Source organism: Rummeliibacillus sp. BSL5 (assembly GCF_052928305.1).
In genome coordinates this window covers 1292421-1313611 of the sequence record NZ_JAVGCV010000001.1, presented here as the reverse complement: position 1 = coordinate 1313611, position 21191 = coordinate 1292421, and the positions used below count along the sequence as shown (strand labels likewise).

20 protein-coding genes are annotated in these 21191 nt (G+C 40.0%); 19 read left to right on the top strand and 1 reads right to left on the bottom strand.

From position 1 onward, the window contains the following. Window positions 1-5: 5 nt before the first annotated feature. From RCJ93_RS06730 to spoVM, 6 genes are read left to right on the top strand one after another with little or no spacing between them, the layout of a single operon-like run. A complete protein-coding gene (locus tag RCJ93_RS06730; RefSeq protein ID WP_150283875.1) occupies window positions 6-755 on the top strand; it encodes a Stp1/IreP family PP2C-type Ser/Thr phosphatase in 750 nt (249 codons plus the stop codon). Between the two features lie 2 nt (window positions 756-757). Beyond that, the gene (pknB, locus tag RCJ93_RS06725) at window positions 758-2722 is read left to right on the top strand and encodes a Stk1 family PASTA domain-containing Ser/Thr kinase (protein ID WP_446738665.1); all 1965 of its coding nucleotides are present in this window, start codon (window positions 758-760) and stop codon (window positions 2720-2722) included. A gap of 39 nt (window positions 2723-2761) precedes the next feature. Next, on the top strand, window positions 2762-3643 hold the full coding sequence (gene rsgA, locus RCJ93_RS06720) for a ribosome small subunit-dependent GTPase A (protein ID WP_066785311.1): 882 nt from the start codon (window positions 2762-2764) through the stop codon (window positions 3641-3643). Between the two features lie 2 nt (window positions 3644-3645). Beyond that, window positions 3646-4311 carry a ribulose-phosphate 3-epimerase gene (gene rpe, locus RCJ93_RS06715; RefSeq protein WP_446738664.1) on the top strand — a complete coding sequence of 222 codons (666 nt, stop codon included), beginning with the start codon at window positions 3646-3648 and terminating at the stop codon, window positions 4309-4311. After that, on the top strand, window positions 4308-4970 hold the full coding sequence (locus RCJ93_RS06710) for a thiamine diphosphokinase (RefSeq protein WP_066785317.1): 663 nt from the start codon (window positions 4308-4310) through the stop codon (window positions 4968-4970). The genes rpe and RCJ93_RS06710 overlap by 4 nt, the downstream gene beginning before the upstream one ends. A 4-nt stretch (window positions 4971-4974) precedes the next feature. Then, window positions 4975-5121 (top strand): stage V sporulation protein SpoVM, encoded by a 147-nt coding sequence (spoVM, locus tag RCJ93_RS06705; RefSeq protein ID WP_223823519.1) that lies wholly within the window; start codon window positions 4975-4977, stop codon window positions 5119-5121. A gap of 30 nt (window positions 5122-5151) precedes the next feature. Here the strand turns inward: spoVM and rpmB are convergent, their stop codons facing one another. Then, complete coding sequence (gene rpmB / locus RCJ93_RS06700; protein WP_066785320.1) at window positions 5152-5340, bottom strand: 50S ribosomal protein L28; 189 nt, start codon at window positions 5338-5340, stop codon at window positions 5152-5154. A 347-nt stretch (window positions 5341-5687) separates the two neighbouring features. Here rpmB and RCJ93_RS06695 point away from each other — a divergent pair, with 347 nt between their 5' ends. From RCJ93_RS06695 to ftsY, 13 genes are all read left to right on the top strand, one after another. Further along, on the top strand, window positions 5688-6050 hold the full coding sequence (locus RCJ93_RS06695; protein ID WP_066785323.1) for an Asp23/Gls24 family envelope stress response protein: 363 nt from the start codon (window positions 5688-5690) through the stop codon (window positions 6048-6050). A 19-nt stretch (window positions 6051-6069) separates the two neighbouring features. Further along, entirely contained in the window at window positions 6070-7734 is a 1665-nt protein-coding gene (locus RCJ93_RS06690) for a DAK2 domain-containing protein (RefSeq protein WP_446738663.1), read from the top strand. 259 nt (window positions 7735-7993) lie between these two features. Beyond that, complete coding sequence (gene sdaAB / locus RCJ93_RS06685; protein WP_066785328.1) at window positions 7994-8656, top strand: L-serine ammonia-lyase, iron-sulfur-dependent subunit beta; 663 nt, start codon at window positions 7994-7996, stop codon at window positions 8654-8656. A 12-nt stretch (window positions 8657-8668) separates the two neighbouring features. Further along, on the top strand, window positions 8669-9565 hold the full coding sequence (sdaAA, locus tag RCJ93_RS06680; RefSeq protein ID WP_446738662.1) for an L-serine ammonia-lyase, iron-sulfur-dependent, subunit alpha: 897 nt from the start codon (window positions 8669-8671) through the stop codon (window positions 9563-9565). Beyond that, the gene (gene recG, locus RCJ93_RS06675) at window positions 9558-11603 is read left to right on the top strand and encodes an ATP-dependent DNA helicase RecG (RefSeq protein ID WP_446738661.1); all 2046 of its coding nucleotides are present in this window, start codon (window positions 9558-9560) and stop codon (window positions 11601-11603) included. The genes sdaAA and recG overlap by 8 nt, the downstream gene beginning before the upstream one ends. Before the next feature lie 103 nt (window positions 11604-11706). Further along, a complete protein-coding gene (fapR, locus tag RCJ93_RS06670; protein ID WP_066785334.1) occupies window positions 11707-12282 on the top strand; it encodes a transcription factor FapR in 576 nt (191 codons plus the stop codon). Continuing rightward, window positions 12279-13265, top strand: coding sequence for a phosphate acyltransferase PlsX (plsX, locus tag RCJ93_RS06665; RefSeq protein ID WP_446738660.1), 987 nt, complete (start codon window positions 12279-12281; stop codon window positions 13263-13265). Before fapR ends, plsX begins: the two co-directional genes overlap by 4 nt. A 25-nt stretch (window positions 13266-13290) precedes the next feature. Beyond that, window positions 13291-14229 (top strand): ACP S-malonyltransferase, encoded by a 939-nt coding sequence (fabD, locus tag RCJ93_RS06660; protein WP_446738659.1) that lies wholly within the window; start codon window positions 13291-13293, stop codon window positions 14227-14229. A 2-nt stretch (window positions 14230-14231) separates the two neighbouring features. Next, window positions 14232-14978 carry a 3-oxoacyl-[acyl-carrier-protein] reductase gene (fabG, locus tag RCJ93_RS06655; protein ID WP_249775670.1) on the top strand — a complete coding sequence of 249 codons (747 nt, stop codon included), beginning with the start codon at window positions 14232-14234 and terminating at the stop codon, window positions 14976-14978. A gap of 48 nt (window positions 14979-15026) precedes the next feature. After that, window positions 15027-15272, top strand: a complete 246-nt coding sequence (locus tag RCJ93_RS06650; RefSeq protein ID WP_304621408.1) for an acyl carrier protein — start codon at window positions 15027-15029, stop codon at window positions 15270-15272. 281 nt (window positions 15273-15553) lie between these two features. Further along, window positions 15554-16315, top strand: a complete 762-nt coding sequence (gene rnc, locus RCJ93_RS06645) for a ribonuclease III (RefSeq protein WP_147194185.1) — start codon at window positions 15554-15556, stop codon at window positions 16313-16315. A gap of 2 nt (window positions 16316-16317) precedes the next feature. Next, window positions 16318-19881 (top strand): chromosome segregation protein SMC, encoded by a 3564-nt coding sequence (gene smc / locus RCJ93_RS06640; RefSeq protein ID WP_446738658.1) that lies wholly within the window; start codon window positions 16318-16320, stop codon window positions 19879-19881. 18 nt (window positions 19882-19899) lie between these two features. Further along, a complete protein-coding gene (gene ftsY / locus RCJ93_RS06635; protein ID WP_446738657.1) occupies window positions 19900-21165 on the top strand; it encodes a signal recognition particle-docking protein FtsY in 1266 nt (421 codons plus the stop codon). The last annotated feature ends 26 nt before the right edge of the window (window positions 21166-21191 follow it).

The following is a 21191-nucleotide window of genomic DNA, read 5'->3' as shown; positions in this document are numbered from 1 at the left end:
CTGTAGTGAGATATACAATCGTCAGTGATATAGGAAGAAAACGAGCTTTAAATGAAGATTGTGCTGCATTCATCTCCCGCGCCGACTCATACCAGCTAGCTATTGTAGCGGATGGTATGGGTGGGCATAATGCAGGGGATGTTGCTAGCAAAATGGCTGTTAAACAATTAGAAGAGTACTTTATAGAAGCAGATGGCGCAAGTTTTGAAACTACTTTAAAAACAGAAGATTGGTTAAAAGAAACAGTTAAAAGCATCAATAGCTCGCTTTATAAGTACTCTTTAACACACGAAGGCTGCCAGGGAATGGGGACCACATTAATTGCTGTTGTCTTCAAAGACACAAATGCTGTTATCTCCCATGTTGGAGACAGCCGTGTGTATTTAATATCATCTGAGGAAGTCCGCTTAATCACAAAGGACCATTCTTACGTCAACATACTTGTTGATAATGGGGAAATTAGTGAAGAAGAAGCTAAGAGCCATCCGAAGAAAAACTATATTTTGAAATCATTAGGAACAGAATCTACTATTGAACCTGATAGTTATCAAGTTGAGATGATAGATGATACCTATATGCTGATTTGTTCGGATGGCTTAAGCAATAAACTAACAAATGAAGAGATGCAAACCATTGTGATGAATACATCAACTTTAGAAGAAAAAGGCGACGAACTCGTCCAATTAGCAAATGATTTGGGCGGAGAAGATAATATTACACTAATCCTTTTATCGCAAAGTCATGAGGAGGTGTAAGCATGCTAGCTGGAAAAAGAATTAGCGGCCGCTATAAAATTTTAGAAGTAATAGGCGGCGGAGGCATGTCGAATGTCTACTTGGCTCATGATATGATTCTTGACCGAGATGTTGCTATTAAAATATTGCATTATAATTTTAATGATGAACAAGAAATGCAAAGACGGTTTCAAAGAGAGGCGCTCTCTGCTACTAGCCTTACTCATCCGAACATTGTAAGCATTTATGATGTTGGCGAGGACGGCAATATGCACTATCTGGTAATGGAATATGTGAAGGGGCAAACACTGAAACAATACATACAAAAATATGCCCCGTTAGCTGCAGCGAAAAGCGTCCAAATCATGAAACAATTAACTTCAGCAATTGCTCATGCCCATCAAAACCAAATTATCCACCGAGATATCAAACCACAAAATATTTTGATGGATGAAGAAGGTAATGTGAAGATTACAGACTTTGGTATTGCGATGGCTTTAGAAGATACTTCTTTTACACGTACCAATTCAGTTTTAGGAACTGTTCATTATTTATCACCAGAGCAGGCAAGAGGTGGTACAGCTACTAAGAAATCGGACATCTATTCTTTAGGAATCCTGTTATATGAATTATTGACAGGTCAATTGCCATTTTCCGGAGAATCAGCGGTCTCAATTGCTTTAAAACATTTGCAAACCGAAACACCATCTGTACGGGCAATTGTGCCAGGGATCCCTCAAAGTTTAGAAAACGTGGTACTAAAAGCCACTGCCAAAGACCCTGTGCACCGTTACCAATCAGTGTGGGAGATGGCGGAAGATTTAGAAACAGTCCTTTCTGATGAAAGAAGCCATGAAGCGAAATTTCAGACTCCAATTGATCATGATATGACAAAAGTTATTCCAATCATTAAAGAACCTGTTGAAGAAAAAGATTTGCAAAAAACAATGGCAATGCCTATCAGAGACAAGGCGATAGAAGAACCAGAACAACCAATTAAAAAGAAGCAGAAAAAGAAGAAAAGAAAATGGTTGATTCTCAGCGGGTTGCTCATTGCACTTGTGCTTATTCTACTGTCGTTATTGTTTGTCTTTCCGGATTTGTTTAATGAAAAAAGGTATCCAATTCCTGACGTTTCCAAACAACAGACAGATGAGGCAATTGCCAATTTGAAAAATGCAGGTTTCGAAATCGGTGAAAAAACAAAACAAAATTCGGACGATGTGAAACGAAACCATATTATTATGACCTCCCCAGGTCCAGATAATGAAAGAGCAAAGGGAACGAAAATTGATCTTGTCATTAGTAAAGGGCCCAAAAAAGTGGAGATCTCAAATTATACGGGAAAAGACATTGACCAAGTGAAGGACCTTCTGGAAAGACAAGGTTTTAAAGATGTAGAGGTTGAGGAAGACTATTCAGACGAAACGGAAGGTATCATTATCAAGCAATCGATTGATGAAGGCAAGAAAGTGGTGCCAGGTGATACGTCCATTAAACTGATTGTCAGCAAAGGGCAGGAACAAGAACATGTTTCAAATCTCGTCGGCTATGACGAAGAAGCTCTTAATACCTATGCTAAAAGCTCTGGATTCCACATTCATATTGGCAGCGAAAAATACTCAGATGATGTTCCTAAGGGTCTAGTAATATCACAATCTCCTTCAGCAGGTGAAGCGTTAGCTGTCGGTAGTACGATTGAAGTAGTTTTATCTAAGGGACCTGAAGAAAAGCCTGTAAAAACATATGTAAAAACAGTGAACATCCCTTATGAAAAAGAGAGTGAAGGCGAGCCGCAACAAGTACGTATTTATATTCAAGATAAATCGCATAAAATAGATGATGTTTACCAAGAATTTCAATTGTTCTCCTCCCAGGAAAAACGATTGCAATTTGAAGTTGAAAAAGGCCAGCAAGCACGATACAGAATCATACGGGATGATAAAGTAATTATAGATGAAACGGTTTCTTATGATGATTTGTCATAATATTGGATAGCATAAATGAGATGAATTAGGAGGTATGGTATGCCAAATGGCCAAATACGAAAAGCATTAAGTGGTTTTTATTATGTGAAGGATGGAGAGAAGCAAATTCAATGCCGCGGACGAGGCGTTTTCCGCAATAAAGGGATTACGCCGCTTGTGGGTGATCACGTTGAATATGAGGTAGAGGGCAACAATGATGGCACAATTACAGCAATTGATCCCCGGAAAAATGAGCTCGTCCGTCCGCCGATTGCGAATATAGATCAGGCTATTCTCGTTTTCTCAACGACAGAACCGGCATTTAATTCGCTTCTGCTCGACCGTTTCTTAGTTGTGTTGGAATCGTTCCACATCCATCCAATCATCTGTCTAACTAAGACGGATTTGTTATCGATAGAAGAAAAAGAAAACATAGCATCATATGAGCAGGATTACAAAAATATAGGTTACACCATCTTGGAAACCTATAAAGAAGATCCAGAATTACTAAGTAAAATGGCTCCATTGCTGCAAGGAAAAACCACAGTTTTAGCTGGACAATCTGGTGTTGGAAAATCAACCCTGCTTAATTCGATTATGCCAGCACTTGGCCTAAAGACAGGCATCATTTCAGAAGCCCTTGGCCGAGGAAAACATACAACGCGGCACGTAGAATTAATTGAGATTGCGGGAGGCCTTATCGCAGATACTCCCGGATTTAGCTCCTTTGATTTTGATGAGATTGAAAAGGAAGAATTAACTCGTTGTTTTCCTGAATTGGATGAACTATCAGAACGATGCAAGTTTCGTGGGTGCCTGCATTTAAAAGAGCCAAAATGTGCTGTGAAAGAGGCGTATGAATCTGGCAGTATTAAAAGTTATCGCTATGAACACTATTTGCAATTTTTACAAGAAATAATGGACAGAAAGCCGAGGTACTAGTAATGATTAAAATCGCACCATCTATTTTAGCAGCTGATTTCTCGAAATTGGCTGAAGAAGTAAAAGCCGTAGAAGAAGCAGGAGCTAAATTAATTCATATAGATGTTATGGATGGCCATTTTGTTCCTAATATCACGATGGGTCCCATTGTAGTTGACGCGTTGCGCCCTGTAACAAATCTGCCATTAGATGTTCACTTAATGATTGAAAATCCTGATCAGTATATTGAAGAGTTCGTGAAAGCAGGTGCGGACTATATTACTGTACATGTGGAAGCGTGCAGACATTTGCATCGCACGATTCAGCTAATCCGCTCACTCGGTGCAAAACCAGGTGTTGTATTAAACCCTCATACACCAGTTGAAACCATTCAACATGTCTTAGAAGACATAGACTTAGTACTGCTCATGACAGTAAATCCAGGTTTTGGCGGACAAAAATTTATCCATTCTGTCGTTCCGAAGATTGAAACATTGGCAGGTATGATTAAAGAAAAGAACTTGAATGTGGAAATTGAAATTGACGGCGGTATTAATGCAGAAACGATTAAACCTTGCGCTCAAGCAGGCGCCAGCATTTTTGTTGCTGGTTCAGCCATATACGGACAAGAAGACCGTAAGGCTGCATTGCAAAGCATTTTAACAGCAGGAGAAGAAGCGATCAAATGACAACAGTCGTTATTTGTGCTGGCGGACCGAAGGAGGAAATCGTTACAGGCGATTTCCTCCTTTCGTTTAAAAACGCGGTATTTATCGGAGCCGATCACGGAACCATAACATTAATGGATCATGGGATTATGCCAGACCTAGCTATAGGTGATTTTGATTCGCTTACAGAGAGTGAATGGTCTAGGATACAAGAGCGCGTATCAGGCATTGAACATCATCCACCGCAGAAAAATGAAACGGATACGGAGCTTGCCGTTATCAGAGCTTTGGCATACAAGCCGGAAAAAGTTATATTAATTGGAGCAACAGGCGGAAGATTAGACCATTTTGAGGCAAATATGCGTATGATCTATCGGTTACAAGAAATGCATCCATCTATTGAATTTAAAATTATAAATAAAATGAATTCTTTGCAATTTTTTCAGCCTGGCGAACATAAGATAGTAGCAGATTCCTATTTCAAGTATATATCCTTTTTTGCGTATGGTAGCAATGTCTTAAATGTTACTTTGAAAAACATGCTGTACGAAACAACGGATGAAATCATTGATTTAGGGACGACTCGTTTTACGAGTAACGAAATAGTGGGTGAATATGCGTCTATTTCTTTCACACATGGCATATGTTTAATGATAAGAAGTACAGATGATAAGGAGTGACCAGTTGAAGGTATACACATTTCAATTACCAAAAGTAGTGAGCAACTTTGCACGTTTTTGTTTGCAGATGGTATCTAATGATTCGGCAGGGCCTAAAAAAACAGCAACAGCCTCCAAAAAGAAAAAAGGGAAAGAAAAAACGCCAAGTTGAGAAAATCAACTTGGCGTTTTAATGTTAAAATTAAACGCGTTCAACTTTACCTGATTTAAGTGCACGAGCAGAAACCCATACACGTTTCGGTTTACCGTCTACTAAGATACGAACTTTTTGTAGGTTAGCTCCCCAAGTACGTTTGTTAGCGTTCATTGCGTGAGAACGATTGTTACCAGATACTGCTTTACGTCCAGTAATCACACATTTTTTTGGCATATTAATTCCCTCCTCATAAAGAAGTTGAAAAATTTATGATTTCACTTCGGTATTTCACATACTTTAATAATTTAACACACACTTTTCGCCATTGCAACTGATTTTGATCCTCTTTCAAGAAAAAAGCCTTTACACTTAAAATCATTTAAACATTCTAGTGAAAAATATTGAAAATAACAAAAACGCTTTTACCTGTTGCTCATTTCTACCTGTCTGTAGTTAAATGTAGTTTTATAGTACAAATGCAAAAAACTATTGTATAATGTGCAAAGAGTCTAGATAATGTTGTCCTTTGCAAAGAATTGATAGTACAATAAGAGATAGTCGAAAAATCAGGAGGAGTTATTATGTCAGTAGAATTGAAAAATGAATTCGGTCGAATTGATATCTCTAATGATGTAGTTGCACAGATTGCAGGGGGTGCAGCAATTGAATGTTACGGCATTGTCGGCATGGCTAGTAAACATCAAATACGCGATGGTTTAACAGATATACTTCGCAAAGAAAATTTTGCAAAAGGCGTGATCGTTCGCCAAGATGGCGAAGATATACATATAGACATGTATGTCATTATCAGTTATGGAACAAAAATTTCTGAGGTTGCATATCAAGTCCAATCCAAAGTAAAATATACACTCGATCAAACACTGGGAATGAGTGTTCATTCTGTAAATATTTTCGTGCAAGGTGTTCGTGTGGCGAACGTGTAAGAGGAGGAACTAAAAACTTATGAAGTCATTAGACGGGATCAAATTTGCGGAAATGGTGGAGGCAGGCTCCCGCCATTTATCTCAAAATGCAGAGTATGTTGATTCGCTAAATGTATTTCCTGTGCCAGATGGCGATACAGGAACAAATATGAATTTATCGATGACATCTGGCGCCAAAGAAACGGCTGCTCATAAAACAGAAAGCATCGGTAATACAGCACAAGCCTTATCTAAAGGGTTATTGATGGGTGCACGCGGTAATTCCGGCGTTATACTTTCTCAATTATTCCGCGGTTTTGGAAAAGCAGTAGAAAAAGAAGATACATTGGATTCCATAAAATTTGCACAAGCGCTAAAGCATGGTGTTGACACAGCTTATAAAGCAGTTATGAAACCTGTGGAAGGCACTATTTTGACTGTTGCGCGCGTCGCTGCTGAAAAAGCTGTAGAAGTCGCAGAACATGAACAAGACATTCGTGTAGTGATGGAAGAAACGTTAACAGCGGCAAAGGAAGCGCTTGCCCAAACCCCTGAAATGCTACCTGTTCTAAAAGAAGTAGGCGTAGTGGATAGTGGTGGACAAGGTTTAGTCTTTGTTTATGAAGGATTTACTGCGGTATTAAAAGGTGAGGAAATTCCTACTGCTACCGTTGTGGAATCACTTGATGATTTAGTCAATGCAGAGCATCACAAGGCGCAAGATTTCATGGACACTTCAGAGATTGTATATGGCTATTGCACAGAGTTCATGGTGCGGTTTGAAGAAGGAAAGAAACCATTTGATGAGGAATCATTCCGAAATGATATGAGCAAATTCGGTGATTCATTACTTGTTATTTCAGATGATGAAGTCGTAAAAATCCATGTGCATTCCGAAACGCCAGGAGAAGTAATCTCCTATGGCCATCAATATGGAAGCTTGGTCAAAATAAAAGTAGATAATATGCGTCTACAACATACAGCTATTGTTGGTGAAGACCATCCACAGGGAGATACAAAAAAAGCTGCAGAAAAAGAAGTGAAGAAGCATCCTTATGCGATTGTTACAGTGGCGATGGGTGAAGGTGTGGCAAGACTTCTTGAAAGTATTGGAGCTTCCTATGTCATAGAAGGCGGACAAACAATGAACCCTTCTACAGAAGATATCGTAAATGCTGTTAAAAAAGTTGGCGCTGAAAAAGTGTTAATTTTGCCGAATAACAAAAATATTGTCATGGCAGCAGAACAAGCTGCTGAGCTATTAGACATTGAGGCAGCAGTTGTGCCGACTAAGACAATTCCACAAGGTTTGGCGGCGGTTCTTGCTTTCAACCCTGATCAAACAGTTGAAGAGAATAAAAAACATATGGCAAATGCAAGTACGAATGTTAAGTCTGGACAAATCACTTTTGCTGTCCGTGACACGACAATTGATGGCATTGAAATCCATAAAGATGATTTTATGGCTATTAATGAAGGCAGCATTATTCAAGCAACCCCTTCTTTGAAAGTAGCATCAGAGCTTCTGCTTAGCGATATGATTGATGAGGAATCTGAAATCGTAACCGTGCTTTATGGCGAAGACATTAAAAAAGAAACAGCAGACGAATTAGTACATTTCATTGAAGAAAAATATCCTGATGTAGAAGTAGAAATTCATAACGGCAAACAGCCGCTATATCCTTATATCTTCTCCGTAGAATAAGAAAATAGAACGAAGAACAGCTAAGATGATCGCTTAGCTGTTTTTCTTATGGTGAAACAAAAAAGTTTGGTTAAACGCTAGTATTCGTGTAAAATTGAGATAAAGTTAAACTTAACGCACTAGGGGTTATATGTCTCTTTATGCGAGATTAGTAGTAACAAGAAATCTTACGGACAACTATTCATTTAAGCTTAGATGGGAAGGTATCGTCCGGTAATAATATTGGATAAAACATTCATAAAAATTGGGGAGAAATGATATGAAATATACATCTGTGTTCGATATTATCGGTCCTGTTATGATTGGACCATCATCATCTCATACTGCTGGCGCTGCTCGCATCGGCCGTGTTGCTAGAGATTTATTTGGACGCCTTCCAAAATGGGCAAAGATTCATTTATATGGCTCATTTGCGGAGACATATAAAGGACATGGAACAGACGTAGCGATCATTGGTGGATTGCTAGATTACGAGACATACGACGAACGCATTAAAACAGCATTCCAAGACGCAAAGAATGCCGGTTTGGAATTTGAATTTATACCTGAAACAGATCATACCGAACATCCAAATACAGCCCGGATTGTAATAGGAGATGACGAAACAGAAATGTCAATCGTCGGTATTTCAATCGGTGGTGGTACAATTGAGATAACAGAACTTAATGGATTCCCGCTTCGATTGTCTGGAGGCATGCCTGCTATTTTAGTTGTGCATAATGACCGTGCAGGCTGTATTGCAAATGTGGCGAAATGCCTTGCAGAATATGATATTAATATTGGCCATATGGAAGTATCTCGTAAGGAGAGAGGAAATATGGCGTTAATGGTCATTGAAATTGATCAAAATATTGACCAATCTATAATGGAAGAAATCGAACTTCTACCAAATATCACCAAGGTGACACGCATAAAAAAATAGGAGGAAAAAAAGATGGAATTCTTATTTCATAATGTAAGAGAATTAGTTGAACGCGCTGAAAATGAAAATAAGCTTATTTCAGAGATCATGATAGAACAAGAGATGTTAATGTCTGAAAGAAGTAGAGAAGAAATTATTGCCCAAATGGAAAATAATTTAAAAGTAATGGAAGAAGCACTTGAGAAGGGTTTAAAAGGCGTAAAGTCTGTTACAGGCTTGACAGGTGGGGATGCCGTTCTTATGCAAAATTATATTCAATCAGGCAAAGGTCTATCAGGGGATATCTTGCTAGATGCTGTTAGCAAAGCTGTAGCGACAAATGAAGTTAATGCGGCAATGGGGACAATATGCGCTACACCAACAGCGGGATCTGCGGGCGTAGTTCCAGGTACACTTTTTGCTGTGAAGAATAAATTAAATCCAACAAAAGAACAAATGGTACGCTATTTGTTCACATCAGGTGCATTTGGTTTTGTGGTTGCCAATAATGCTTCTATTTCTGGTGCAGCGGGCGGTTGCCAAGCAGAAGTTGGCTCAGCTGCAGCTATGGCAGCAGCTGCGATTGTTGAAATGGCTGGTGGTACACCTGCACAAAGTTCGCATGCTTTCGCTATTTCCTTGAAAAATATGCTTGGCCTTGTTTGTGACCCTGTTGCAGGGCTTGTAGAAGTACCGTGCGTGAAGCGTAATGCCATGGGTGCAGCCAATGCGATGGTTGCTGCAGATATGGCTCTAGCTGGCATTACTAGCCGCATTCCAACAGATGAAGTCATTGGTGCCATGTATCGTATTGGTCAAACAATGCCTACTGCACTAAAAGAAACTGCGCAAGGCGGTTTAGCTGCTACACCGACCGGCAAAGCGCTACAAGCAAAAATTTTCGGTGGAGCTGTTTTAGAACGTGGCTAATCTGTTCAGCCCTGTAACAGAGCTGAAAGGTGTGGGTAAGGCTTCTGCTGAAGCATTGCAGGCAATGGGCATTGAAACAGTCGAGAATCTCATTTGGACATTTCCATACCGCCATGAAGATTTTCGCTTAAAAGATATAGCAGAAACGCCTCACAATGAGCGTGTTACTGTAGAAGGGCGCATTGAAAGCGAACCAGCTGTACTTTATCTAGGGAAAAATAAGTCTAGAATGCAGCTGCAAGCTTTAGTTGGGCGCCACCTAATTAAACTAGTATTTTTTAACCAAAACTACTTGCGGACTAAATTGTCGCCTGGCATGATTGTGACAGTTACAGGGAAATGGGATCGTGGAAGACAAGTCATCAATGTGAGCAACATTACATTTGGCCCGAAAACAGATCAAGCGGATTTCGAACCTGTTTACAGTTTGAAAGGAAAGCTGTCTCAGAAAAAGTTCAGACAATTTATGAGGCAGGCTTTGGATGATGCCAAAGCGGATCTTGCGGAAACATTACCTGAAAGCATACGTAAGGAGTATAAATTGCTAGATTTGCCGGATGCTTTGGAAGGTGTGCATTTTCCGCAAGATGCTGCTCATGCAAAACAAGCTAGGCGAAGATTTGTTTATGAAGAACTGTTACTTTTCCAAATGAAAATTCAAGCACTCAGAAAAACAAGAAAGCAACAAGAACATGGCATAGAGATCCATTATGATTTAAAAAAAGTACGTCAATTCATCCAATCGTTGCCTTACGAACTGACTCAGGCGCAAAAAAAAGTGGTGAACGAGATCTCTCGTGATTTGTTGATTCCTGAACGTATGAATAGGCTCCTTCAAGGAGATGTTGGGTCTGGGAAAACAGTCGTTTCAGCTATTGCACTTTATTCTGCTGTCACAGCAGGCTTTCAGGGTGCCCTAATGGCGCCCACAGAAATTTTAGCTGAACAGCATGCTGCTTCACTTGATGAATGGCTACGGCCGTTCGGAGTAGAAGTTGCACTCTTGTCAGGCTCAATCAAGCAAAAAGCAAGGAAAGAGCTATTGCAGAGATTAAAACAAGGCGAAGTTGATATATTAATAGGAACCCATGCGCTTATCCAGCCAGATGTAATGTTTCAACGATTAGGCTTAGTCATTACAGATGAACAGCACAGATTTGGTGTGGAACAAAGAAGGATATTGCGTGAAAAAGGGGAAAATCCTGACGTTCTTTTCATGACAGCAACACCCATTCCTCGTACCCTTTCAATCACAGCATTTGGAGAGATGGATGTATCCATTATCGATGAAATGCCTGCTGGTAGGAAAAAGATTGAAACCAGTTGGGTAAAGCATGAACAATTTGGGCAGGTCCTCCTACAAATGGAGCAAGAGCTCTCTCAAGGCCGTCAAGCATACGTGATTTGCCCGCTCATTGAAGAATCCGACAAACTAGATGTTCAAAATGCAGTTGATGTGTATCAACAATTAATCACTTTATTTAATGGTAAATATAAGGTTGGCTTGATGCATGGCAGATTGCCTGCTCAAGAAAAAGATGCTGTCATGCGAGCTTATAGTGACGGAGAACTGGATGTATTGGTGTCAACGACAGTTGTAGAGGTTGGAGTCAATGTCCCGAACGCCACTTTTATGGTGATTTATGATGCAGAGCGCTTTGGTTTAGCTCAGCTTCATCAATTGAGGGGGCGTGTCGGACGAAGTGATTTTCAGTCTTATTGCGTATTAATTGCCGATCCTAAAAGTGAGGAAGGAAAAGTTCGAATGCATTCAATGACAGAAACGAACGATGGCTTCCAATTAGCAGAAAAAGATTTAGAACTACGTGGTCCTGGCGATTTCTTTGGAAAAAAACAAAGCGGTTTGCCAGAATTTAAGATGGCGGATTTAGTCCACGACTACAGAGCATTAGAGACTGCGCGGCAAGATGCAATACAACTAATTAATTCTACTGATTTTTGGCAAGATGATGAATATGGCCCGTTGCGAGAGCGTCTACGGGTGTCTGGAGCGCTCGACGGAGAGAGAATTGATTAAAGGGATGCAAGGTGGAGTGAAAACAACACTTGCATTCTTTTTTTTATATTTATATACTGATATTAGTACCAAGTGCTAATATTAAGGGGCGACGAAGAATAATATGAAGTACTCCAAGAAAGAACGACAATTATTATTGCAGCAAACCATAACAGACAACCCTTTCATCACAGATGAACAGCTAGCCTCAAAGTTTCATGTAAGCGTTCAAACAATAAGATTGGATCGTATGGAGTTGTCTATCCCTGAATTGCGCGAACGGATTAAAGATGTCGCAGCAAACAATTTTGAAAGTGAAGTAAAGTCCCTGCCGATCGATGAAGTTGTCGGCGACATCATTGATATTGAATTAGATGAAAGAGCCCTATCGATTTTTGATGTGGGAGAAGAACACGTATTTCAACGGAACCGCATTGCAAGGGGGCATCATTTATTCGCGCAAGCCAATTCATTGGCTGTTGCCGTGATTGATGATGATTTAGCTCTCACAGCACATTCTGATATATATTTTTTAAAGCCGGTAAAAGCAGGGCAACGCGTTATTTCAAAAGCTGTGGTCACAAGCAATGACAAAGAACGAAAACGAACGTTTGTGACAGTAACATCAACAGTTGATGGAAACACAGTTTTTACTGGGGAATTTGAAATGTACCGCACGAAAGGCAGTGAACATAAATGAAATTAGCCGTAGACGGCATGGGCGGAGATCACGCGCCTAAAGCGATAATTGAAGGTGTATTTCAGGCGCTCGAAACGTCACAGGATTTAGAGGTTTTACTATATGGGCATCAAGAGAAGATGCAGCCGTATCTAAAGGAACATCCTCGTCTGAAGGTAATCCATTGTGAAGACATCATTGAAGGTACGGATGAACCTGTAAGAGCAGTACGCCGCAAAAAAGATGCTTCCATGGTTAAAATGGCACAAGCAGTTACGGATGGAGAAGCAGATGCTTGCATTTCTGCCGGTAACACCGGTGCATTGATGGCTGCGGGATTATTTATTGTACATCGCATTGATGGCATAGACCGTCCTGCATTATCTACAACATTGCCAACGCTTGACGGTAGTGGTTTTGATATGCTCGATCTAGGGTCCAATGCTGATGCAAAACCTGAAAACCTTGTTCAGTACGCAATAATGGGTAGCATCTATGCCAAAAAAGTGAGAGGCATTGAAAATCCAACAGTTGGTTTATTGAACATTGGGACAGAGGATAAAAAAGGTAATGATCTGGCTAAGCATGCGTTCCCTCTATTAAAAGAAGCACCAATCAACTTCATTGGCAACGTAGAAGCACGTGAATTGCTTAATCATGCAGCAGATGTAGTAGTAACAGATGGATTTACAGGCAATATGGTTTTAAAAACGATTGAAGGTACAGCTGGCAATGTCTTTAGTATGCTGAAAGAAGCGTTTATGGCTTCCACGAAAACAAAAGTAGCAGCATTGCTAATGAAAGATAAATTAAAAGACTTAAAGAGCAAAATGGATTACACCGAATATGGGGGTGCTGCATTATTTGGCCTTAAAGCACCTGTCATAAAAGCTCATGGGTCATCTAATGCACAAGCATTCGCGAGCGCGATTCGCCAAGCTCGTCAAATGGTTGAATATAACGTTAGTAAAACAATTGATGAAACAATAACAACGAACGATTAAAAATGAAAGACAAGGGGAGAAAAATATGGTGAAAGTTGCTTTTGTTTTTCCAGGACAAGGCTCTCAAGTTGTAGGAATGGGACAAGAATTCCTTGCAGACAACGAGTCTGAAAATTATTATAAGCAAGCCGACCAATTATTAGGTTTCGAGCTATCCAAACTAATGCTAGAAGGCCCAAAAGAAGATCTCACATTAACATATCATGCTCAGCCTGCTTTATTAACAACTGGCGTTATGATTGCTGATCTATTGAAAAAAGAAGGCATACATCCCTCTTATACAGCAGGCCATAGCTTAGGTGAATATGCGGCCTTAGTGACTTCTGATGTGATGTCATTTAAAGATGGTGTGCAAGCAGTACATAAACGCGGCGTATACATGAATGAGGCTGTGCCCGCTGGAGAAGGGGCTATGGCGGCCATTTTAGGTCTTGATCGGTCAGCGTTAAAAGAAGTAACGGATGAAGTCTCACGAAATGGTGAGTTAGTGCAGTTAGCAAATTTAAACTGCCCAGGACAAATCGTCATTTCTGGAACAGCTAAAGGCGTGGAAGAAGCTTCTTTGAAAGCGAAAGAAGCAGGTGCGAAACGTGCTATTCCGTTAGTAGTGAGTGGTCCGTTCCATTCTGAATTAATGCGCCCCGCATCAGGTGAATTGAAAGAAATGTTGGCAAGCATTGAAATGCAAGATGCAAAAATCCCTGTCATTGCTAATGTCACTGCACAACCTGTAACGAAGAAGCAAGACATCCAATCATTGTTAGTAGAACAATTATACAGTCCTGTTCTGTGGGAAGATTCTGTACGCACATTACTAAAGGCAGGCGTAGATGTCTTTATTGAATGCGGGCCTGGCAAGGTATTGAGTGGTCTTATTAAAAAGGTTGATCGCAAAGTGAAAACATACTGTGTATATGACTTGGCAACGTTAGAGCAAGTTGTAGAAGCTGCGAAGGAGTGGTAGAAATGGCTAATTTAACAGATCAAGTTGCAATTGTCACCGGTGCCTCAAGAGGCATTGGACGTTCGATTGCCCTATATCTAGCAAAACTTGGAGCAAAAGTAGTTGTCAACTATAGCGGTAGCAAAGAGAAAGCAGAAGCAGTAGCGAATGAGATCCAAGAAAATGGTGGTACAGCTATAGCAGTACAAGCCAATGTGGCAAATAGTGACGATGTTTCAGCTCTTATGAAAGAAACCATTGATACATTTGGCAGAATCGACATACTAGTTAATAATGCAGGCATTACGCGCGACAATTTACTTATGCGCATGAAAGAAGACGATTGGGATGCCGTAATGAATACCAATTTAAAAGGCGTCTTCCTTTGCACTAAGGCTGTTTCTCGCCAAATGATGAAACAACGTGCTGGTCGTATTGTCAATATCGCGTCTATCGTTGGTGTTTCCGGCAATGCAGGACAAGCAAATTATGTTGCTGCAAAAGCTGGCGTTATAGGTCTGACTAAGACTTCAGCTAAAGAATTGGCTGCGCGTAATATTTATGTCAATGCTGTAGCGCCTGGCTTTATTGACACAGAAATGACGGAAGAATTGCCTGAGGATATTAAAGAACAAATGCTTGGTCAAATTCCGTTAGCTAAGCTAGGTAATCCAGAAGATGTAGCGAAAGTGGTTGCATTCTTGGCGTCCGATGATGCAAGCTATATGACTGGTCAAACTTTGCATGTAGATGGCGGAATGGTCATGTAACTTTAACTATTAATAATTTGATGTTTTTTGTATAATCATTGAGGGGAGGTGAACAATTTGGCAACAGTAATTGAACGTGTAACTAAAGTAGTAGTTGACCGTCTAGGTGTTGATGAAAGCGAAGTGAAGCCAGAAGCTTCTTTCCGCGACGATCTAGGTGCGGATTCACTAGACGTAGTTGAGTTAGTAATGGAATTTGAAGAAGAGTTTGATATGCAAATTGATGATGAGGACGCTGAAAAAATCGGCACTGTAGGCGATGCAGTAAGCTTTATCGAAAGCAAATTAGGCTAATTTTAAGTTTTTAAACACATACTATACTTGAAACTTCCCTTGCAGTATTCTTGCAGGGGAAGTTATATTTTTATCTAGGATTATTCAGCAGCAAAGTCCATACCTTGATTTGTAAGGAAAGCTATGCCAAGATGAGGGACTACTGATTGCTAATCCCTGCCAGAATAACATTGCTAGTGGAGAATCAACTCAGCGCAGCTTTCCTATAATACTTTGCAGATTAGAAAAGAAAAAGGTAAAATAGAGGTGTATGAAATGGAAAATAAGAAGGTTGATAAAAAATGAAAATACAGGGACTCTCGCAGAAGAATGGAGCAATTTCTGAACAATCACGTTTAAAATTTGCTCAATTACAAAAACAATTAGACGTGCATTTTGAGAATGCGAATTTATTGTATAACGCATTTACACATTCATCATTTGTAAATGAGCATCGTAGAAAGCTGTTTGAAGATAACGAACGCCTTGAATTTTTAGGGGACGCCGTGCTAGAACTAACTGTTTCCAAATTTTTATTTTTAAAATTCCCAAAAATGAGTGAGGGTGAGCTGACGAAATTACGTGCAGCGATAGTTTGTGAATCTTCACTTGTTATGTTTGCCAATGAATTAAATTTTGGCGAATTTGTACTGTTGGGTAAAGGAGAAGAAATTACAGGGGGCCGAGAACGCCCAGCATTGCTAGCAGATTGCTTTGAAGCTTTCGTAGGCGCATTATATTTAGATCAAGGATTAGAAACAGTTGTAACATTTTTAGACAAAGTTGTATTCCCTAAAGTGGAGCTCGGTGCTTTTTCACATGTGATGGATTTCAAAAGCCAATTGCAAGAATTAATTCAACAAAATAACTCAGGTACTGTGCAATACGAGATTATAAAAGAAAACGGTCCTGCACATAATCGTACATTTGAGTCAAAAGTTTTGTTGAATGACAAAGAGCTTGGCGTTGGTCATGGCAAATCAAAAAAAGAAGCAGAACAAAAAGCTGCTGAACATGCTATACGTGCATTTAAAGCCCAGTTAGCGAATGATCAGGAGGGTTAATTTTGTTTTTAAAACGACTTGAAGTGATTGGTTTTAAGTCATTTGCTGATCGAGTAGGAATAGATTTCGTACCTGGGGTAACAGCAGTAGTTGGGCCTAACGGTAGTGGGAAGAGCAATGTAACAGACGCTATTCGATGGGTGCTAGGCGAGCAGTCAGCCAAATCATTGCGTGGCATCAAAATGGAAGACATTATTTTTGCCGGCAGTGATTCGCGTAAGCCGCTCAACTTTGCTGAGGTTTCTTTAATTTTAGACAATGAAGACGGACGCTTGCCTATTTCTTACAATGAGGTAAGCGTGACTCGTCGTGTCTATCGTTCTGGTGACAGTGAATATTTATTAAATAAACAGCAATGTCGATTAAAGGATATTACGGATTTGTTTTTGGATTCTGGTTTAGGCAAAGAAGCCTTTTCTATTATCTCTCAAGGACGAGTAGATGAAATTCTCAATAGTCGGCCAGACGACCGCCGTTCTATTTTTGAAGAAGCAGCAGGCGTATTGAAATACAAACAGCGCCGAAAAAAAGCGGAACACAAATTATTTGAAACAGATGATAATTTGCATCGCGTTCTAGACATTTTGCATGAATTAGATAAGAGGATCGAGCCGCTGCATATACAAGCTTCTGCCGCAGAAGATTATTTAAAGATGTCCGGAGAATTGAAGGATATGGATTTAGCTGTTTTAGTTCATGACATGGAGCAGTTAAAACGTTCAATTGAACAGATTGTCAGCGAAAGAAAGAATGTTTTGGCGCAAGAGCAAGCCTATTCCCAGCAGATTGCTGAAAAAGAAGAAACTATTACAGCGTTTCGTCAAAAGGTTAGTAATCTCGATTCCTTGTTAGACGAATCACAACATCAATTAGTGGAAGTAAGTGCTGAGGCTGAGCGTTTCGAAGGAAGAAAAGTATTAGTAGCAGAAAAACGAATGAATGCTAATACTCAACTAGAGAAGCTAAAGCAATCCTTACAAAAAGCAGAAGCATCGCTTTCTCATTGGGAACAAGCAAAAGTAACTCGTGAAGGTCAGTTGACGGAGCGCCAAAAGGATCTGCAAGAATTAAAAAGAGCAGTAAAGCAGTTAGAAGACCTTCTCAATCGCTCTTCTTCAGAGATACATGCTGAAATTGAACAATGGAAAAATACCTACATTGATCGCTTAAATGAAGAAGCCACTGTGAAAAATGAAGTTAAAAATATTACGCATTTATTGGCGGAGCAAGCTCAAAATGAAGTGAAGATTTCGAGCCAATCTATTGAGATGGCTGAAGAGCTTCAAACATTACAAAAAGAGCAACAGCGAACTGTCAAATCGCATGATGAAGTAACAAAAGAAGTTGCTCGGAAATTAGCAGAATATGAAGCTTGCCAAAAAGATGCCAACCATGCGAAAGCACAATATGATAAGCAACAAGAAATGCTTTTTAAAGGATATCAACACCTGCAGCAGATGAAAGCAAGAAAAGAAACACTTGCGGAGCTAGAGGCAGACTTTTCGGGTTTCTATCAAGGTGTAAAAGCTGTATTGGTCGCACGCGAAAAAAATCAATTGAATGGTATCCACGGAGCGGTAGCTGAACTTATTCACGTAGATGGCGAGTATGCTAAAGCATTAGAAACAGCTTTAGGTGCTGCTATGCAGCATATTGTCACTGAAACAGATGGAGATGCAAGAAAAGCCATCTCTTGGCTTAAACAGCAAAAAGCTGGCAGAGCAACTTTTTTGCCTAAAAACGTCATAAAATCTCGCAAAATAGCAGATAGTGTTTTGCAGACTTTCAACACTCATCCTTCTTTTATTAATACGGCGGATGAACTGGCTACTTACAATCCAAGCATAAGAACAATTGCTGAAAGCTTATTAGGCCACGTCCTAGTGGCACGAGATTTACAGGGCGCTTCACAAATAGCTAAAGCTTGTAATTATCGCTATCGCGTTGTGACGTTGGACGGTGATGTAGTAAATACAGGCGGTTCTCTAACAGGGGGTTCCGTTAAACAACAAGCTTCATTGTTTAGCAGAAAGGCAGAATTAGAAGGTTTGTCTGAACAGCTTGTCCAAATGGAGCAATCGATTGGAAAAGCAGAAAACATTGTAGCTGACTGGAAAAAGCAATTTGAAGAAAAGTCTACCCAGCTTGAAGAATTACGCTTGCAGGGTGAGGAATTGCGTTCCAAAGAAGTTGAATATAGTGCTCACTTGCGTGAAATGGATACTACTATCAAACGGTTATCACTAAGAGTCTCCATGTTCACAGATGAACAGCAAGATGCAACAGGCCGCAAAACAACTCTAGAACAGCAATTAGAAAGCTTTGCAAAACGTCAAAAAGAACTAACAGAAGAACTGGCGGAAATTAATCGTACAGTCGAAGAGTTGAATGTTTTACAACAGCAAAGTGAGACAAAGCGGGATGCCTTGAAAGAAGAATATGCCCTTAAACGTTCTCAACTAGCCGTACTTAATGAACAAGTCACACAGCTAAAAACAGCTGTTGCAGAAGCTGCATCACAAGTTGAACAGGCAAAAGAAGAAGTAAAATATACGTCGAATGAGATGGATTGGCTGCTAAATGGCGGAGATCTAAATGGCCAAAGCGAGGAAGAAATCCAGGAGACCATTGAACGCTTACAAAAACAAAGAGAAACTCTTGTACAAACGGTAGAACGTACTAAAACAGAGCGCATGCAAATGCAGCAACAGGTAGAGCAAATCGACCTCGACTTAAAGGAATTACAACGTGTTCATCAAGGTATGCTTGATGGCATACGAAACTATGAAGTAAAACTAAGTCGTTTAGATGTGGAATATGAAAATTTGGCACAACAAATGGAAACAGATTATGATATAACATTTGAAGATGCCTTATTGCAACATGACCATGATACAGATATTGAGGCAGCACGACGTAAAGTCAAACTGTTGAAACAATCGATTGCAGAACTTGGGACAGTTAACTTAAGTGCAATTGAGGAATATGCGACTGTTTCGGAACGCCATACATTCCTAACAAATCAACGCAATGATTTATTAGAAGCAAAAGAAACTCTGCACGAGGCGATTCGCGAAATGGATGAAGAGATGACAAGCCGTTTCAAGGAAACCTTCTTCGAAACGCGTGCACATTTCCAAAGCGTTTTCCGAGAATTATTCGGCGGAGGTCATGCTGATTTAGAATTATTAGATCCTGATAACTTATTAGAAACAGGCATTGAGATTGTTGCCCAGCCACCAGGGAAAAAGCTTCAAAGACTTAGCCTGCTTTCTGGGGGAGAAAGAGCTTTAACAGCTATTGCGTTGTTATTTGCAATCTTAAAAACAAGGCCAGTACCATTCTGTATTCTAGATGAAGTAGAAGCCGCATTAGATGAATCTAATGTCAATCGTTACAGCCAATATCTAAAGCGATATAGCCAAGAAACGCAGTTTATTGTCATTACCCATCGGAAGGGTACAATGGAAGGCGCGGATGTATTGTACGGTATTACAATGCAAGAATCCGGTGTTTCTAAGTTAGTTTCTGTCAAACTAGAACAAGAAGTACCCGTACCAACATAGTACAAAGGAGTGAATAATATGAGCTTTCTAAAACGCATGAAAGAAAAACTCACAGGCGGTCCGAAAAACGACCCTGCTGAAATGGAAGACCTGGAGCAGGGTGGAACATCGGGAATAGTAGAAGAGGCATCGTCAAATGATATAGATGTCAAAGAAGCGGTAAAGGAAGAACAGGTAGAACAACCTACTGAAGAACAAGAGCACGAAGAAAAACAAGTAGAGAACGTAGAACTAGAAGAAAAAGAAGAATTAGAAGAGGAACAAGAAATATCCTCCGATGAAGAAGAAAATAAAGAAGAAGCAAAATCAAAATGGGGCTTTTCTGCTTTCTCTATTACGGAAAAATTCAAATCTGGTTTAGCCAAAACGCGTAATTCATTTACCTCTAAGGTAAATGATCTTGTAGCACGCTATCGCCATGTGGATGAAGAATTTTTTGAAGAGCTTGAAGACCTTTTATTGCAAGCTGACGTTGGCATGGAGACCGTGATGGAGCTAACGGAAAAAATGCGTTTTGAAGTACAACGCAAAAATATTAAAAATACAGATGGTATCCAAGCATTGATTTCCGAAAAGCTGGTTGAAATTTATGAACAAGGCGAAGATGATATCACAAGCTTAAATATACAAGAAGATGAGTTAACGGTTATTTTGTTTGTTGGCGTCAATGGCGTGGGCAAAACCACAACTATTGGCAAACTTGCTCACCGTTTAAAGCAAGAAGGGAAGTCTGTTATACTCGCTGCCGGCGATACCTTCCGAGCTGGCGCTATAGATCAGTTACAAGTATGGGGAGACCGCGTAGGCGTTGAAGTGATTAAACAGTCAGAAGGGTCAGATCCAGCTGCTGTTATGTATGATGCAATCCGTGCAGCGAAAAATCGTAAAGCAGATGTATTAATTTGCGATACTGCCGGTCGGCTGCAAAATAAAGTAAACTTAATGAATGAGCTGGAAAAGGTTCATCGTGTCATTTCCCGGGAAATTCCGACAGCGCCTCATGAAGTTTTACTTGCACTCGATGCTACAACAGGACAAAATGCTTTACAACAAGCTCAAATATTTAAAGAAGCGACAAATGTTACTGGTATTGTATTAACTAAGCTAGATGGTACAGCAAAAGGCGGTATCGTACTTGCTATTCGCAATAAATTGCATATTCCCGTTAAATTTGTCGGTCTTGGAGAACAAATGGATGATTTACAGCCGTTTGACTCTGAGCGATATGTTTACGGCCTTTTCGCGGATGCTTTAGATGAACAACTGGCTGAAGAAAAAGAATAGTTAGTGAAACGCAAGAATGTCGTATG

Excerpts from the sequence above, each read along its gene's own strand:
- pknB (WP_446738665.1), top strand. The coding sequence starts at position 758 with ATGCTAGCTGGAAAAAGAATTAGCGGCCGCTATAAAATTTTAGAAGTA.
- rsgA (WP_066785311.1), top strand. The coding sequence starts at position 2,762 with ATGCCAAATGGCCAAATACGAAAAGCATTAAGTGGTTTTTATTATGTG.
- rpe (WP_446738664.1), top strand. The coding sequence starts at position 3,646 with ATGATTAAAATCGCACCATCTATTTTAGCAGCTGATTTCTCGAAATTG.
- RCJ93_RS06710 (WP_066785317.1), top strand. The coding sequence starts at position 4,308 with ATGACAACAGTCGTTATTTGTGCTGGCGGACCGAAGGAGGAAATCGTT.
- rpmB (WP_066785320.1), bottom strand. The coding sequence starts at position 5,340 with ATGCCAAAAAAATGTGTGATTACTGGACGTAAAGCAGTATCTGGTAAC.
- RCJ93_RS06695 (WP_066785323.1), top strand. The coding sequence starts at position 5,688 with ATGTCAGTAGAATTGAAAAATGAATTCGGTCGAATTGATATCTCTAAT.
- RCJ93_RS06690 (WP_446738663.1), top strand. The coding sequence starts at position 6,070 with ATGAAGTCATTAGACGGGATCAAATTTGCGGAAATGGTGGAGGCAGGC.
- sdaAB (WP_066785328.1), top strand. The coding sequence starts at position 7,994 with ATGAAATATACATCTGTGTTCGATATTATCGGTCCTGTTATGATTGGA.
- sdaAA (WP_446738662.1), top strand. The coding sequence starts at position 8,669 with ATGGAATTCTTATTTCATAATGTAAGAGAATTAGTTGAACGCGCTGAA.
- fapR (WP_066785334.1), top strand. The coding sequence starts at position 11,707 with ATGAAGTACTCCAAGAAAGAACGACAATTATTATTGCAGCAAACCATA.
- plsX (WP_446738660.1), top strand. The coding sequence starts at position 12,279 with ATGAAATTAGCCGTAGACGGCATGGGCGGAGATCACGCGCCTAAAGCG.
- fabD (WP_446738659.1), top strand. The coding sequence starts at position 13,291 with ATGGTGAAAGTTGCTTTTGTTTTTCCAGGACAAGGCTCTCAAGTTGTA.
- fabG (WP_249775670.1), top strand. The coding sequence starts at position 14,232 with ATGGCTAATTTAACAGATCAAGTTGCAATTGTCACCGGTGCCTCAAGA.
- rnc (WP_147194185.1), top strand. The coding sequence starts at position 15,554 with ATGAAAATACAGGGACTCTCGCAGAAGAATGGAGCAATTTCTGAACAA.
- ftsY (WP_446738657.1), top strand. The coding sequence starts at position 19,900 with ATGAGCTTTCTAAAACGCATGAAAGAAAAACTCACAGGCGGTCCGAAA.